The following is a 17,495-nucleotide window of genomic DNA, read 5'->3' as shown; positions in this document are numbered from 1 at the left end:
TGAATTATATCGTACACCGGATTTCTATTTTAATTAGTTTAATATAGAGAGGAACCCGATATGCGCTATTCTCTTATGTGTAAATCTTTTGCTGGCAGTGAAGTATTGGACTATGAGAAAGTCCCGGTGAATCCGGAAAACAATCAATATACTTTTTCACAGTACCCTTGCAGTGCTTCGATCACAACGCAACTACTTCCGCATGGACAACGATTGGATATTACCTTGTCTTTTCATGAAGATACAACCTATCCGATGAATTTTTCATTTTCGATGGAAACGGAGCAATGGAAAAAAGACAACTATGTGTTGATGCCCGGCGCAGTTTATAACGGCAATCGCTTTACAAGCGTACCTCTACAATATCCGCCTTACTATCAACCTGCGGAAAATTGCTCTTATGCGGATGCCGAAGTCATTACGAGTATTCCCCATCTGGATTTTGAGAAGACGCAATCACAAATTTCTTTACTTTCTGGTGATATGGCATCACCTTTATGCGGATTTTATGATTTTAATGGCCAATCCGGTTCTGTTCTATTGGGCGAACACCAATGCGGCAGTTATTATACAGGTTTTACCGTGGATGAAAATCAAACCGATCGTGAGGCCTTTTTTGTGCTTTCTGCTCCGGGGGTACGTGAAGCCACACAATATTTTTTTGGGGATCAAAACGACGGACAAGGCTTTCGTCCAGATAACTTAGCTCCTTCACAAGATACCGGCGCTTTGTTTAAACAGGGGCAATCACTAACGCTGACTGTCTGTGTCTTTCAATGGCAGCAAATATCTTTGCAAGATTTTTTCAAGCTGGTAAACGGCGCAAAAACCACTTTGGAAAACCCAAACATTTTTTATAACGTGCCGTTCTATAAGGCGTATACAAGCATCAAAGAAAAGTACCAACAGGAGAACTTTACAAAAGAAGGATATTACTCTGTAGGAACCGACTGGAATATCCCTCAACAGTGTTGGCAAGCGGGCTGGATTGGCGGAGGCATTAACTGCTATCCGTTTTTGCTGGAAGATTCGTCGGAAGCACGGCAGCGGGCGCTGTCTACGCTCCGCTTTATTTTTTCGCGCTTGCAGCATCCTAGCGGATGGGTATATGGCATGTATGGAGACGGAAAATTTTATGGTGATGGCGGTAACAGTAACCCTGACACCATTTTGTTGGTTCGAAAAAATGCCGATTTGCTATATTTCGTGGTAAAACAACTATTCTGGCTATCGGATAACGGCCATTCCACGTTAGAGCTTGAGCAGCCTGTAAAGGCTTTTTGCGATGCATTTGTGAGACTTTTCCGAAAATATGGGCAGCTCGGACAGTTTATTGATATGGCTGCAGAAGAAATGGTGATAGGTAATTCTGCCGGAGCATGTATGGCTGTGGGCGCATTGGCACTGGCAAGCGAGTATTTTCAGTGTACGGAATACCGCGATGTTGCAGTACAGCTCGGGGAGTATTATTACATCAACTATGTAAAAAAAGGGATGCTGAACGGCTGTCCCGGCGAAATCTGTCAGGCACCGGACAGCGAGGCGGCGTTCGCGATGCTGGAAAGCTATTTGCAGCTGTTTGAAACGACGAAAGAGAGCATTTGGCTTGCTTATGCGGAAGAAACCTGCGAAATTGCCATGACATGGGTTATGAGCTATGACTTTGTGTTCCCTGCGCACAGTACCGCAGCTAGACGTAGCGTGCACAGCAGCGGCACGGTATTTGCCAACGCACAGAACAAACACTCTGCGCCGGGGATCTGCACGCTTTCAGGCAATAGTCTTCTTAAACTGTACCGCTTTACGGGCAGCGTGAACTATCTCCATCATCTTTACGCCATTGCACATAGTTTGCCGCAGTATGTATCTCTGGCAGAAAATCCGGAATTCACCCTTGAAAAGAAATATTTGCCCTCAGGCTATATGAACGAACGTGTGCAAACAAGCGACTGGGAAGGCAAAGAAACGGTTGGGGAATTCCTATATGGTTCCAACTGGCCTGAAGTATCCATGCTGCTTACCTTTGTGGAAGTACCAGGGGTCTATGTGGATTTTACAAGCCACATATTGCAGGTGTTTGACCATGTCGAATGTTATGTTACAGCGTGGAATTCGGATTCTGTTTTGCTCGAAATGTATAACCCCACGGCATACGCCACAACGGTCACATTGCTTGCTGACGAACGTACAAACACAATGCATGTGATGCGCAATTACTTTGAAAAGATGAAAACCGTTCCACTTTCAGCAGGACAACGGATACAATTTGAACTGAAAAAATAGCAGGAGGATTTTCTTATGTTGAATATTGGTATTATCGGATATGGCGTGCGGATCGACATGCTGATGGATGATTTGTTCGCGCTGCCTTATGAAATCTGCATCAAGGCAGTAGCGGATACCAACCACGAACGTGTGCGGGCTCTGATGAAAAAAGACGGCTCACAAGAAACGATGCATCATATGGAAATCGATAAAATCGACGGACTTATGCGTAGGTGTGAGATGAATCCAGAATCCATTACTTTTTATTCGGACGCTGACGAAATGCTGAACAAAGAAAAACTGGACGGCGTCATCGTAGGTACGAACTGCAGCACGCATACTTACTTCGCCAAAAAGGTGCTTGAACGCAATTTGCCGCTGTTTCTGGAAAAACCGGTGGCTACTTCGATGGAGGATCTAAGAACGCTAGCCGAGTGCGAAGCGAAAGCGGCAGCTCCCACGGTTGTTTCTTTCCCGCTCCGCGTGACACCGCTGGTTCAGGAAGTAAAGCGTATTCTGGATGCCGGCACGATCGGCAAAGTAGACCATGTGCAGGCATTCAACGATGTAACCTATGGTTTTGTATATTTCCATGATTGGTACCGCGATGAGTCTGTTTCGAAGGGACTTTTTCTGCAAAAGGCAACGCATGATATCGACGTCATCAACTATCTATTAGGGGAAGAGCCTGTAAAAGTCTGCGCCATGAAGTCCAAGCAGATTTACAAAGGCGACATGCCGGCCGGCCTGCGCTGCAGCGAATGCGACAAATGGGAAACCTGTATGGACAGCACTTACAATATCATTCATCTACGCAATGACACTCCACGCAGCGATTATTGCGGTTTTGCAGTAGACACCGGAAACGAAGACTCCGGCAGCATGATTGTGAAATACGAAAGCGGCATGCACGTCACGTATTCGCAGAACTTCTTTGCCCGCAAAAAGGCTGGGCGCCGCGGTGCAAGGCTGTACGGCTACAAAGGTACCGTGGAATTCGATTTTTACACGAATGAAATCAAAGTATTTGACCATATGAGTGACAAAGTAACCACCGTGCGTCTAGATGATCAAAGTTCGCGTCATGGCGGCGGTGATATTGTACTCATGCGCAATTTTGTGCAACTGATGCAAGGCAAGACTGCCGAATCTGTAGCCCCGCTGAAGGACGGCATCCGCAGTGCTCTTGTGTGTCTGCAAGCCAAAGCGTCTTCCGAAAGCGATCAATTTTATCCTGTTACTTTATAAAGCTAATGGAAAAAGGAAGATATTTTGAAGTGAATAATATATAAGCTCTAAAGACAATCGAGAACCAATTTCGCTTACTGCGTTTGGTTGATCACCGCGGCCCGGTTGGCTTGTAAGTTCCATGCGACCCGTTAATAGCCGAATATGAATAAAAGCTTGGGTTCCCCCAAGCTTTCGTGTTTTATACTTGCTTTCGACGATCAATTAGCCGACATCGACATCATGTTCGGGAAGTCCTGTATGAATCGCTACAGCCATAACGCTTACTTTATTCAGTTCCCTTCTACTTCGCGGAATTCATGTACCCACACTTTGGCTTGTGGCAACCATGGCATACCTTGATGCAGGGATAGAATATACTTTTTGTACGATTCCAAGTCGGGGAATGCCTCTTTTCTTGCGTCGTCATCCGACATTTCCCCTAACCTCTGCTGATACACGCTATACACTTCTAGTTTTTTTCGCCAAAGTCCATAATTTCCCCAAGATCGGCGTACCGACCGTTTCTACGAGTAGCTGTTTTCGCTCCGCTCAACAACTTTGCGACATCTTCTTTTCGTGTGATTAGACGATCAATGGAACATGTTTTAGGCGGCAATACTTCAGCCATATAAATTGCCCCTTTCAAATCAACATAAAATTCAGGACATGTAAAGACAAAATCCAAAGGGTTATGGCTGCGTTCCTTCACAAACCGCTGTGGCGAACTTCAAACCTTCCAAATCCGCAGCCAGGGCTCGATAATCCCTTTTCGATGATGTTAGAGCATCAATGTGGACGGAACATGAACGGAGTATTACAAGACAGGGAGTACGCCCATTCCGACAATCACGAATTAGCTCCGCAACTTTTGCGAATCACAAGCTTTGTTGGGATGGTTACATGAAGCGCTACTTCCCTGCCGTTTTCAATCCTGTCTGCCAAGAGCCTTACCGCAGTCGTCCCCATCTCTTCAGACAGGACTTTCACTGTCGTTAAAGGAGGATTGACATATTGCGCTATATCTATGTCGTCGATACTCACGATCGCGATATCCTCAGGGACCTTTAAACCGAACTCATCCAAAGCCCGAAGCGCACCGATCGCCATCGGGTCGCTGGCAATCAGAAAAGCCGAAGGAAGATCGCCTTGTTCGATGGCATGTTTCATTAGCTGATATCCCGCGTCCGTCCCCCATCCCCCTGTATGGAGATCCCTTTCCCTAAACAAACCTCTCTCCTTCATCAGAAGAAGATACGTTCGTTGCCGTTCATCGGTATAATACTGCCTATTGTCTTTAGAGAATACGTAGCTTGTACCCCCGATATAGCCAATTTTTTCATGACCCAGTTCAAAAAGATGCTCCATCGCCTGTTTGGCCGCCTTTTCCAAATCAAAAACGACAGCGTCGCATTGATCGGAGCTAATATAATCCACGGAAACCACATGCAGATTCGGGTCCTTGGAACTCGTTATAAACGAAGTGTTTACTTTTCCAATCGCGATAACGCCGTTCAAATCCGATAAATCCATATCCTGACTTGAACCTTCGACCCAGCGAAAAACTTTGTGAATTTCTATTCCGCGTCTTAGACATTCCCGCTCCACGCCAAGGCGGATAGACAAATAATATGGATCGGAATACTCCAACTGCTCCGAACACCAAATAAGAAGGCCCAGTTTAATATCGGACTGCTCTTTAGACTTACGCTTGCGCTCTGTTTTACGGTAATTCAGTTTCTTGGCAACCTCAATAACTTTATTTTTGGTCTCTTCCGGCACATGAAAAGAAAGGTCGTTATTGAGCACTCTGGAAACGGTTGCGCTTGATACCTGCGCTAATTCCGCAATATCTTTAATGGTAGCTATCTAAATCACACGCTTTCTTCACTAAACTCAAGCTGTCCCCCGAAATTATCATTCCAGGGCAAGAATTCCTACATATATATTCAATTATACCCTTTTGATTTCCAAGTTGCGAACGCGAATTTCCTAAATTTTCATATAAGGAAAACGTCTATATGATATGCTTTCTAAGAAACGATGGCCATTTAGCTGTAGTTTCTCTGCGATCATAGGATGCATCCACTCCGTTGAAAAATGTTAGCTTCAAATCTAAAAAACCTGTATAATCTAGTATCTACTAGATCAACAGGTTTTAAACTTGCAGATTAGCAGCGCTCCAATCCATTCACAAAATTTAGATTCCCGCAGCTTTCCCGAATCATCAACTCTGTTGCTACATTCACGTGTATTGCGTAGTCCCTGCCGGTCAGGCGGTCAATGATCAGCTTCACGGCCGAGCATCCCATCTCTTCCGTGTAAACTCTGACCGTTGTAAGTGGTGGATTGACGTATTTGGATACATCAATTCCGTCAATGCTGGTTAACCCTACTTGATCCGGAATTTTAATGTCCGATTCATGCAGTGCCCGCAAAGCGCCGATTGCCATGAGATCACTGGCCACAAAAAAAGCCCTTGGAAGATTGCTTTTTTCTATGGCTTCCTTCATTAACCTGTACCCTTCTTCTGCTCCCCAACTGCCTATGAACATGCTCTGTTCCTTGAACAGCCCGCGTTCTTTCAACATGATTTCATATGTCTTCTGCCGTTCGTCTTGGTAAAACTCAATCCCGTCCGGTGTTCTGATGTAACTTGTTCCCCCAATATACCCGATCTCCGTGTACCCTAACTTCAGCAGATGCTCCATTGCCTTACGAGCTGCCTCGGAAACATCAAACCGAACGGAATCATGCTCTTCGGAGAACTTGTAATCTACGAATACGATCGGAAAATTTAAGCGAAGGCGTTTCGGCTCCAGGCTGATCTCGACTTTTCCGACAACGATCAACCCGTCTATATCCGAAAATTCGATTTCAGGGCTGCTATCATCAACCCAACGGTATATTCGATGGATCGTCACGCCTTGTTTGGTGCATTCCTTTTCGATCCCTTGCCGGATGGACATGTAGAAAGGATCGGAAAATTCAAACTGCTCGGAGCACCAGAATAACAATCCGATTTTCCAGTTCTTTTTTACGTCAAGTTCGTTTTGTTTTTTCCTTGATCTTTGGCGATAGTTTAATGACGTGGCAACCTCGAGGATGTTCCTCCTCGTTTCCTCGGATACGTTGAAGGAATAATCCTTGTTTAACACCCGTGAAACAGTAGAACTCGATACCTTTGCTATTTTGGCAATTTCTTTTATGGTTGCGATATGAATCACACACTTTCCTTGGGTTACTTCACTACCCCTACGACTATTTTCCGGCCCGGTTCCACGCAGAGACGTATTGAACTTACGGTTTCAGAGCCGCAAACTTGGTGAACTTCCGCTTGACATTCCGTGCCGTCCACGGATATTACATCCCATTCCCCTGGAAAACGGGCTTCCCATACGAATTCCTGACCGGATGCGTTTACTAAGATGCTTTCCTGGTTGTTTCTATGCGTCAGGTGAATTTCATTTTCCCATAAAGGAACATTCATCGCCGTCGCCCATTCTACGGGATTTATACGCGGCAAAGTCACCAATACCCGATCAGCTGCATTCGGAACCATGCCCATCATTCCGGTGATTATAGAAGAGATGACGCTGTAGGATACTTCAGGATATGACCGTCTCGACGTATGCGGTGAAGAGAGATCAAGCAGCATGGAATATGCGATTTCATGCAGTCCATAGTTGTAATAGATCTCCGATAAATACGATCGTTCCTCAACGTTATTTCCTCCATGCTTGACTACATCCAGCAGCGCGGAATTCATCCGAACGCCGTGCTCCACCAAACCGAAATATAAAGGCAAATAATGGGCTGAAGCGTAATAGGCCGTAAAAGGCGAACCATCCTGCATAATTGCTCCGTTAAAGCGTCCTGCTTCCTCATTCCACCAATCTTGATTATAAATTTCGCCGATACGTGCAGCCATTTCGGCATATTTATGTGAAAGATCATGATGACCGCGAAGCGCCTGGATTTGAGAATACGCGCGGTATCCGGCATAAAGCGAGGCCACGAGATCGCCGCCCACAAGCGGATGAAGGCCGTCTTCCACGTAAGAAGCAATGCCTCTGCGGCCGTAGTTAGTATAATGTTCAGGCAGCCCGTCGCCATCTTTATCCCAACGTCTAACGTAGTCGGTTACCGAACGGTCATAAAAGTGGAGCATTTCGTTTTTTTCAATATAGTCCTTATCTCCAGTCCACTGATATTGCCGTAAACAACAATCGATCAAATCGAAATTCGCAGGCAAATTATACCAAAAGTCAGCGTCATTTTCATAATCCACAGGTGCAGGCACTCCGTCTTTCGTAATTTCCCAATAGGTGCACCAATCTCTGTCTGCGCTAATATGCCTGGCGAATTGGTACAGCATGTTCTTGTTATGTTCCCACAAACCCAGTAAATGGGCTCCGGTGCTTTGATGGGCTATGTCGCGCATACAAAATGCGTCCCGCCCGGGCAAAGCGGCCTCATACCATGGACCGACCGGATCATCGGCATGAGCATAAAACAGGGCTTGCTTTTTGGCCCATTCAAAGGTTTCATTTAACTTGGAACTGGAGGAATCGAAAGTGATATTACCGATAGGCAGCGTATTCATTCATTTCACCTCTCTTTTGATCAAGGCAAGACCGGCACCCGGAATCTGAAGACTGTGAATGCCTGCGCTGAAGTTCATCTCGTAGGATTCGACCACGTCGCCACGGACGTTGCGAACTTCTACTTGGGCCGCTCCCATATCTTCGGCGATCTCCAGAACCAGCCGCGCATGAAACGTGCCGTTCACGACAATAAGCCTTTCAGGGATTGGATCGCCCACGCGGATAACCATATCATCATATGCGCATATAATCCGTTTCTCCGCCGTTTCCGCACAGACGGTAGCATACAGCGCATCCGGTTTGCCCGGTTTAAAATCGCCTTCGATCAAGGCATCGCGATGCTCGCGCCAGAAAGACAGCCAGAAGGATACCACTTCCAAATGCTCTGTCGGGATTTGGTCCAGCTTTACGGAAATTTGCGGTACGGAAAACAATACGTTGATCAGTTGCAGCGCGGCGCTTTCCAAAGGCTCATCGGGATTCCACATGATCATATCTGAATGGACTGCGGTTTCGCCGCTGAGAAGTCTGACATCAATCGTCCGAATCCGGTTCTCGACCGCATCGTTGGGGCAATCGGTGGCCCGAAGCATATTGCCGTATTTTTTCATCAGTGGTCCGATATAGTTCTGCCTGAATTCAATCAGGATGTCCGGTTTGATTGCCTTTAGTCTTGTAATTACGTCGCTCATCAACCGGTCAACGGCTTCCGGTACGGAAGTAAAGTCCATCTCGGGATCCCTTTTGTCTTTGGTCTCTTCCGTCGCATAAAAGCTGTCCACGAAATCCAGCTTGAATCCATCCAGATCCCAATCGCGAACGGCCTGTTCGTAAAGCCCGATCGTATATTCGCGAACTTCGGGGTATCTTGGATCAAGCACGCCCGCACCAAGATTTTCAAATACGGTCAACAGTTTATGTTCGAATCGATGCCAGGCATCGCTTTTCATTCCAACAAACGGTACGGAGTACCATAACATATATTTCAAGCCGATCGCATGCACGCGTTCGACATGGGCTCGCATATCGGCAATTTTCTCTTCGCATACTAGCCAATCCCCGCAATACGAATACCCTCTGGCGTTATCGGCGGTTTGCCATCCGTCGTCGACAATGACCATCCCGCATCCGAGATCTTGCGCAAGACGGCACTGCCTTTCGATGTCCTCGGGGTTCAGATTTTGATGAAAACTGTACCAAGTGGAGTATACGGGCAGCTTTGCCGCTTCCGGAACAGGAGCCGGTTCAAATCCAGGCAGGGATGCCCACCAGCGCTGCACTTCATTGAGACTCTCATAATAAGGCATATCTCTCGCATCCAGGCGAAGAACGGCTTCATACGTCCGGATCGGAGCCATCGGCTCCGTGAACAGCTTCACCGAACACTTGAAGACCGACGTTTCCTCATGGACGCCTGCTAACATTCCAACCGCGTTTAATGCATCGGAATAGGCGAAAGTCAACCGATTCCGGCCCATCGTATTGAACAGACAGCCCACGGGAGCGGAATAGGTTGCTTTTGAGATCAGCTCCCGCTCCCAATCCACATGCAGGCGCCGATTCCGGTATGCGGCAGGATGCCAATAACCATGAATGTCAACGGCAGGAATATGCCATACAATTTCAACGGGCGACGGCTGCACCGGAGCATCCGCTTCCATCCGAATATGCAGCAGTTCGATACCTTCACTTCCTTTTTGAGATGACAATATAATGCGAAACGGATGATCCTCGCCAAGAACCGAAAATTGATATGTTCCGGTATTTAACCCGCCTTGTTCTATCTTTATTAAATTCACAGTAGTCCCCTCCATTTTTGCTCGTCGTCTTGCTTATTCCATGTTTCCTAGCCTTTCACGGCACCCAGCGTGATACCGCCGACAAAATATTTTTGCATGAATGGATATACGCATACGATCGGCAGCGTAACGACCATGGTTACGGCAGCGCGCAGCGTATTGCTGGATATATTGCGATATTTCGAATAAGCGGCCTGCGCGTCCTGAATCTGCTGCAGCGCCTCAACCTCAAGCAGAAGTTTGCGAAGATACGTTTGCAGAGTATCCCATTTTCCGTTCGAATTGTACAAAATAACGTCAAACCATGAATTCCAGTGGCCTACCGAGCTGAACACGGCAATAGCCGCGAATACAGGCATGGAAATGGGGATCACGACACTGGCATAAATGCGCAGTTCGGAAGCGCCGTCGATACGTGCGGACTCGAACAGCGACTCTGGCAAGCCTTGCATGTATGATGCCATTAGGAGCATGTAATACGCATTGAGAAGCCCTGGTATCCAATATACGTTAAATGTATTGGTCAGTCCGAGCTTGACCATCAGCAAATAGGTAGGAATCAAGCCGCCGCCGAAATACATCGTGATCAGAAACAACATACGCATAAATTTTCTTCCGGAAAAGTTGCGGATCGTTACGACATAAGCTAGAAGTCCGGTCATGAATACACAGGTGACGGTTCCGACAACCACACGTAAGACGGAAACCCATAAGCCTGAAAACAGCTTTTCGTTATTCAGCAAAAACATATAGGAATCCAGCGAAAAAACCCGGGGAATAAAGTAGATACCGCCTCGAGCGGCATCCACTCCGTCATTCAGGGAGATCGCAAGCAAATTTACAAACGGATACAACATCAGAAACATAAACACAATCATAAATACAATGTTAAACGCATCGAAAATACGACTGCCGATGCCGGGCTTTACTGCTGTCGAATTCACGGTTGTCCGCCTCCCTATAAAATCGAAGTATCCAGCGCTTTTTTACTGATCCGGTTCGCAGCGAGCACAAGCACAAGCGAAATGACGCCTTTCAATAATGACATTGCTGCGCCGTACGAATAATTGCCTAACTGAATTCCGTACTTATAGGCATACGTATCGATAACTTCGTGGTATTCTCTCGTTTGCGAGTTGCCGATCAGCAACTGCTGCTCGAAACCCGCATTCAAAATGCCGCCGATCCCAAGAATAAACAACAATACGATGGTCGGACGAATGCTTGGCAATATGATATGCCACACCATACCGAACCTGCCTAGACCGTCCACTTTACCCGCATCAAACAGTTCGGAATCCACACCGGCGATCGCGGATAAATATATAATCGTGGACCAGCCGACATCCTTCCATATATTCGTTGTGGTCAGCACGCCCCAAAAGTATTTACCTTCGCCAAGGAAGGCGATCGGCTTGTCGATCAAACCGAGACGCATCAGCATGTCATTCATGAATCCTTCGTTGCCCAGCGTGGCAAATAAAATGCTGGCTACGACAACCCACGAAATAAAGTGCGGCAAATACGATACGGTCTGAACAAAGCGCTTGAAGATTCTTCCCCGCAGTTCATTGAGCAGCAGGGCCAATACGATGGGCGCCGTAAAGCCGAATACGATGCCGAGCCCGCTGATTGCCAGCGTATTGCGCAGCACATGCCAAAAATCCGGGGAGTGGAAAAATGTTTTAAAATGCAAAAATCCGACCCATTCACTGCCGAGTATCGGCTTGCCGGGAAAGTAGTTCATAAAAGCGATGATGATTCCATACATCGGCAAATAACAAAAGATAACCACCCATGCGATCATGGGGATGCTAATCAACCACAACTGGCGCTCCTTATATATGGTCCGCTTGATCAGATCGAATCGCGATTTTCGTTGTGTTGGTGTATGTACGACTCCGGCGTTCATCCTGGCCACCCTCTTTCTAAAGTCAAAAATTTTCCGAAACGGGAGGAAGGCTTCCTTCCCCCCGGCTCATTTGCGTTATTTCCAGTTCTTCATGCGATCTTTATACACGTCGGATCTGTATTTCTCGATGTCATGCAGTCCAGCGCTATTCAGTTTTTCCTTCATATCATTAAAGTTTTTCGTCATCTCATCCTCCGTTTTGCTCATGACGGCTTTTGCCCACAGCGTTTCTAACTGGTCGTCGATTTGCTGCTTCGTGATGAGAAGCGGATCATTCGCCGGGATCGTAATCGAGCCCATCGAGTTATCGTAGATCGTATCCTTCAAGTTATCGTTCATGATTTTCTTCCACTTGGCTTCATTATTGAAGTTCTGGTCGAACCAGAGGGTACTCTTGCCGTCGTCCTTCATGGTCCCTTGGCCTTCAACCAACATCAAATACACCTGACCCAGCATATCGGTTTTCTCGTAATTCCATGTTGCATTTATAATCGCTTGCTTGGCTTCCTCTACCCAACTCCATTTGCCATTTTCGAACTTCCAGACCGAATCAGGCTGATTCGGGGCACCCCAACCAATCAGGCGAGTCCCCATATCCGTAATCGAAAAGTTCATCCATTTGACGATATCCTCCGGATGTTTCGCCTTGTCCGTAATAATCGTGAACGTGCCGCCGCGTGCATTTTTCGGGGACAAGAAAGCTTTTTCTACACCATCAGCTTTCAAGGCCACCTGCACGTATCGCTGGTCTTCTTTCCAATCCTTATTCGTTTTCTGCCATACTTCATGCCCCGCGTTCCACGACTGCCACCACCATCCGATGTGTCCCATGATACGTTCAGAAGAGAATTTCGCCTTCCATTCATCGAATTTGTTAACGAACGTATCTGGATCAAGCAATCCGTCACGGTAAATTTGATTCATGAATTTCGTAAGCTCGAGGCCTTCCTGCGTATTTACCCAATGAGTCATATCTCCTTCCGGACTGACTTTATAACCGTTCTGAAGTCCCCACATACCGGCAAGCGTCGGTACCATATTCGTTGTAACGGGCGCTATTCCTGAAAGCGCATACGTTTTTTCGCCTTTTGCGTTCTTCGGATGCGCAGCCTGCATTTGCTTCAAAATGTCATAATATTGCTCGGGCGTTTCAAATTTCGGCGATCCCATGGCCGTATACCAATCATTCCGAATATGTGCCGAAAAATCCGGGATCGGCAGCATTCCCCAAAACTTAGGCAGCATGTAAAGCTTGCCGTCTTGACTAAAATACGATTTGAACCATGGCTCCAGCTGAGACTTGATGTTGCCGCCGTACTGGTCCATATATTGTCCGATTTCCACTGCCTTGCCTTGGTTGACCCACTGCTGCGCCTGAGACTCGCTCAAACCCGTAATCACCTCGGGGTAATCGCCGCTTGCAAGCATGAGGTTCAATTTTTCTTTTTGATCCACATCGTATACGATATTGTTCAGTTTTACGTTGAACTTCTCGAGAATGTACTTCTGAAGCCCCGCCTGGTATTTGTTGACTTTATCCGGATTATCCTGTCCGGAATAGAAATTGATCTCGATCGTTTTTTCGGGAACCTCCCAACCGAACTCATTGACTTTTTTTTCAGTCTTCTGGCCCGTGTCGGTCTGCTTGTTTCCATCGGCTTCCTGTTCCGGCTTTGATCCGCCGCATCCGGCAAGCGCTGACAATGAAAAAATAACGGTAAATAACAGCATCAAGGATTTCTTCACAGGTTGACCCCCCTCAATTTGAATCCGCTTACAAAACTATTGTTAGAGTAAATACTGCAACGCAATTCATATGTACTGTGCGGACATCACCCCATCTTACGAATGTATTACACTTCAATAAATTTACTAAACACAAGATAATAAATTCAATATTTTTAGTAAATTTACTTAGGTTATTTTACCATCACCATTTCGCATAATCAATAGGAATTATGGATTAATAAAATAAAATATCGTTGCCTAAACTAGCATTGTTTTCGAATGATGATCGAACATAGCGACAACCTTTCTAGTAAGTTCAGTTTACGCTTATAAATTCCAACAGCTCCACTCCAAATTATTTACTAAATTAATTATTATATTTTACTAAATATTATCACATCAATATTTATTGCAATAGACTTTTATCAGGTACAACGGGTTCTGCTTACGGCCTTTCTCGTTCATTCAAACAAAAAAACCAACAACTCGGAGTTGTTGGTTTTTTTTGCTTGTTTACCTATAAGTGGAACACCATGTCTTTTGAAATATCAAACCCGTCTTTTGCTTCCTTATTGCAGCCTGGCATCGGCCCAATCCGCATGGTCGCTGTTGATGCCGTCGCCTGCGTCGGTTACCGTCAGCACCAGTTCGTTCACACCGTTTACGCTTACGTCTATCGCTTGAGGGCCGCTGGCATTATTCATGATGCCGCTGTCGAATATTTTGCTGCCGTCTGCCCATACCTGAAACACGATGCTTGAATTCGCTCCAACTTCATCGTCCACCCCGACATCCGACCGGAATCTCGTATATTTCCCGTTCAGATTGTACGTTATATTGCTTAAAGCATGCGTTCCGATTCCTTTGGTATATGTTTTTCCCTTTAGGCTAATCGTATTCCCGCCCACGCTTTTATCCTTTTGTACCGTTTCCCAGCCTGTTGTCGCTGACTTCCAGGCAAGGTCGCTCACATAAACGGGTGTCTGCTGCTGCGGGTCGCGGGTAGTGACATTTACCACATTGCTTGGCAATGATACGTTACCGGCTGCATCCTTTGCTTTGACGGTGAAGCTATAGGGTGTAGCTGGGGCCAGCCCTTCAACATGAAAGCTTGTCGTTTCGGAAGTGCCTGCTAAAGTCGTTCCATTGTATATCAGATAATCCGTTATCCCTACATTGTCGTCAGATGCCGACCAATTTAAGTCCACGCTGTTTTCGGTTACATTGCTCGCAGCCAGATTGGCTGGTGCCGTCGGAGCTTGTGTATCGGCGCTGCTCCGTAAAAGCCTGGCATCGGCCCAATCCGCATGGTCGCTGTTGATGCCGTCGCCTGCATCGGTTACGGTCAACATCAATTCGTTCACACCGGCTACGCTGACGTCTATGGATTGGGGAACGCTGGCATTGTTCATGATGCCGCTGTCGAATATTTTGCTGCCGTCCGCCCATACCTGAAACACGACGGTTGAATTCGTACCAACCTCATCGTCCACCCCGACATCCGATTGGAATCTCGCATAACGCCCGTTGAGATTATAGACTATGGTGCTTGCCGCATGCGTTCCAATGCCTTTGGCATAGGTTTTTCCCTTAAGGCTGATCGTATTCTCGCCCACGCTTTTGTCCTTTTGCACCGTTCCCCAACCCGCATTCGCGGATACCCATTTCAGGTCGCTCACATATATTTCCGGCGTGATCGGCGTCGTTACATTCACCGCATTGCTGGCGACGGACTCGTTGCCTGCCACATCCTTGGCTTTAACGGTGAAAGTATAGGTCTCTCCACCTGCAACCAGACCTGTAACGGTGTAACTAGTAGAAGTTGAGCTTCCAATGAGCGTTGACCCATTATAGACATTATAACCGATGACTCCGACGTTATCTTCGGATGCCGTCCAACTTAGCTTGACGGATGTTGCGGTTAAATCGCTTGCCGTTAAGTTGGTTGGGGCTGTCGGAGCGGTATTATCAACGGTTTCGGGACCCGCATTGCATGTTTCTCCGCTGTTTACCTGTACATCGACATAAGAAATGGGCTGGCCGTACAACGTTTTTGTTTTCGGAACGACCGTTTTCCCGTTTACGTTCAGCAACGAATATGTCCCATAAAACTGGGCTTCCCACGTCATCGTGCCTCCTGAATTATTGGTTAGCGTAGAGTTTGTTAGCCCGTTATGTTTTAATTTCAAGTCATTTGACCCGACCTTGATATGATTGATCTCCACCCACGGCACATCATCGGTCAGACGCGATATGGTGGACACTTTGTTTGCAGGGGCATCCGGCTGTACGCCCATCATGCCGATAATCGTATTGCTTAACGCGGTAAAGGAAACCTCAGGATAAGTATCCTTTTCTTTCATGATTTTGCTTAGCCAGTACCAGCCTTCCGAAGACCGGTTATAGTTGTAATACATTTCGGGCAAATAGGTCGTGGCTTCGACATTCAGGTCGCCATCTTTTGCGCTGATGTAATCCAAAAAGGCAGTGGTTCTCGGTCCGAAATCGCCCAGACCTTTCAATGGAACGAACATGCTGGCCTCATGCCCCCAGTCGCTTTTAAAGCCTCCCTTCGCATCGAAACCGCGGATATAATGTCCGGTGGATGGATCATACCAATGCGCCTCATAATAGTCTTTTAAACGCTGCGCCCTGTTTTTCCAAAGTGTGCTGCCTCCCGAATCGCCCTTGGCCTTCAATATTTCAGAATAAGCCAATAAGGATTGGTATTCGAGTGCAAGCGAATCGCCGGCAGACACAAAATTGTCCGTAATGAATTCGTAATACGTAGGCGTATATTCCCCTGGTTTCATTTTGACTACGGGCTGTTCTTGCGACGGATCGGCATCATTCCAAACGACGCCATGATCGGAAAGGAATGGACCTACAGTTGAATCGTAATACGCTGACAAGATTGGATCGTTTATCCATCGGGAATCTCCCGTCCAAAGATATTGCTGATATGACTTGTGCATGACGTCAAAAGGTGAAGGCAATTCCCTAAAACCTGTACCGTCCATATAGTACATAAGTCCATACGAGCTATGTGCCCACAACGGCCAACCATCCTGTCCAGGGCGGGTGGACGATGCGGCGAAAGTTTTCATCATGTTAAAGGTTTCATCATCCAGGCCTAATAGATGTCCCCCGTCGGACTGATGGGATATATCCCGGTTGTAGAAGCTTTCGCGGTTCAAATAGGCACCCCAATATCCGGGAACGATCGAGGCATGCGTGGAATCGGAAAGGCGCCACCACTCCGACTCGTGACCGAGCATCGGGTTGCCTGGGTAGAACGTGAGTCCAAGGGCTCTGTTTTTGGCCCAGTTAAAACCATCGTTCAGCACTGCATTCGGGGAGTCGATTGTCAGAGTACTTGCAGGAGGTCCTTGGTAAGTTTGAACGGTCAAGCGGTCAACACGCGCGATTTCTTTAGTAGAGACGGCCGTTAGCTTCATGACGTCTCCTGGCTTTAGCGTCAACTTACTGGTCGTATGATTATCAATGTCTCTTGGATCCGTATAATCCGTGCCGTTTCTTTGCGAAGAGCCCCATTGATCGGCAGTGATGCCGTTGACGGTGATGGAATAGCTGACTCCATTCTGAACCTGGCCGATGTATCGGGTAAGGATATCATAAGTACCGGGCGTTCCGTTAAATACGAAACTTGCGGTACTTGTTTTGCCCAGAGCACCTTGAATAAATGTCATCTTTTCGATGGGTTGATGATTGACATAATTCATGTAAGTCCAGGTATCAGTCGTGAAGTTTGTTAAGGTCATGTCTTCAGCTTCATACACATACTGTCCTCCTGATGCTTCAGACACTGCCGCATTAAAATTATAGCTTCCAACGATAATCGTCATGATTAACAATAATAATGAAATCCGACGCAAGATCCTCAGCTCCTTTTTAGGTTAAACCGCTAATCACATCAACCATTCCTGCTATTCCTTG

The 17,495-nt window shown here is 46.7% G+C and carries 10 protein-coding genes and 1 pseudogene; 2 read left to right on the top strand and 9 right to left on the bottom strand.

Annotation, left to right across the window (positions count from 1 at the left end; translation table 11 throughout):
• Window positions 1–60 precede the first annotated feature (60 nt).
• Window positions 61–2,283, top strand: coding sequence for a hypothetical protein (locus GQY55_RS02365; RefSeq protein ID WP_160037749.1), 2,223 nt, complete (start codon window positions 61–63; stop codon window positions 2,281–2,283).
• A 15-nt stretch (window positions 2,284–2,298) separates the two neighbouring features.
• Window positions 2,299–3,513, top strand: coding sequence for a Gfo/Idh/MocA family protein (locus GQY55_RS02360; RefSeq protein WP_160037747.1), 1,215 nt, complete (start codon window positions 2,299–2,301; stop codon window positions 3,511–3,513).
• A gap of 272 nt (window positions 3,514–3,785) precedes the next feature.
• Here GQY55_RS02360 and GQY55_RS31170 read toward each other — a convergent pair.
• The 9 genes and pseudogenes from GQY55_RS31170 to GQY55_RS02320 all read right to left on the bottom strand — a co-directional run bounded on the left by GQY55_RS31170 (window position 3,786) and on the right by GQY55_RS02320 (window position 17,338).
• Window positions 3,786–4,123, bottom strand: a pseudogene (locus tag GQY55_RS31170) (ASCH domain-containing protein).
• Between the two features lie 218 nt (window positions 4,124–4,341).
• The gene (locus GQY55_RS02355; RefSeq protein WP_268894986.1) at window positions 4,342–5,343 is read right to left on the bottom strand and encodes a LacI family DNA-binding transcriptional regulator; all 1,002 of its coding nucleotides are present in this window, start codon (window positions 5,341–5,343) and stop codon (window positions 4,342–4,344) included.
• Between the two features lie 320 nt (window positions 5,344–5,663).
• On the bottom strand, window positions 5,664–6,719 hold the full coding sequence (locus GQY55_RS02350; protein WP_268894977.1) for a LacI family DNA-binding transcriptional regulator: 1,056 nt from the start codon (window positions 6,717–6,719) through the stop codon (window positions 5,664–5,666).
• Between the two features lie 14 nt (window positions 6,720–6,733).
• Complete coding sequence (locus GQY55_RS02345; RefSeq protein ID WP_160037745.1) at window positions 6,734–8,098, bottom strand: alpha-L-rhamnosidase-related protein; 1,365 nt, start codon at window positions 8,096–8,098, stop codon at window positions 6,734–6,736.
• Entirely contained in the window at window positions 8,099–9,898 is a 1,800-nt protein-coding gene (locus tag GQY55_RS02340) for a glycoside hydrolase family 36 protein (RefSeq protein WP_160037743.1), read from the bottom strand. It abuts the gene before it with no gap.
• A 47-nt stretch (window positions 9,899–9,945) separates the two neighbouring features.
• Window positions 9,946–10,842, bottom strand: coding sequence for a carbohydrate ABC transporter permease (locus GQY55_RS02335; protein WP_160037741.1), 897 nt, complete (start codon window positions 10,840–10,842; stop codon window positions 9,946–9,948).
• A 14-nt stretch (window positions 10,843–10,856) separates the two neighbouring features.
• Complete coding sequence (locus tag GQY55_RS02330; protein WP_236575353.1) at window positions 10,857–11,705, bottom strand: ABC transporter permease; 849 nt, start codon at window positions 11,703–11,705, stop codon at window positions 10,857–10,859.
• 180 nt (window positions 11,706–11,885) lie between these two features.
• A complete protein-coding gene (locus tag GQY55_RS02325) occupies window positions 11,886–13,556 on the bottom strand; it encodes a sugar ABC transporter substrate-binding protein (RefSeq protein ID WP_160037737.1) in 1,671 nt (556 codons plus the stop codon).
• A gap of 551 nt (window positions 13,557–14,107) precedes the next feature.
• Window positions 14,108–17,338 (bottom strand): NPCBM/NEW2 domain-containing protein, encoded by a 3,231-nt coding sequence (locus GQY55_RS02320; protein WP_160037735.1) that lies wholly within the window; start codon window positions 17,336–17,338, stop codon window positions 14,108–14,110.
• Window positions 17,339–17,495: the final 157 nt, after the last annotated feature.

The sequence above is a fragment of the Paenibacillus sp. USDA918EY genome, assembly GCF_009870825.1.
GTDB classification, from domain to species: Bacteria; Bacillota; Bacilli; order Paenibacillales; family Paenibacillaceae; genus Paenibacillus_AQ; species Paenibacillus_AQ albilobatus.
This window is presented reverse-complemented; position numbering and strand designations above follow the sequence as displayed.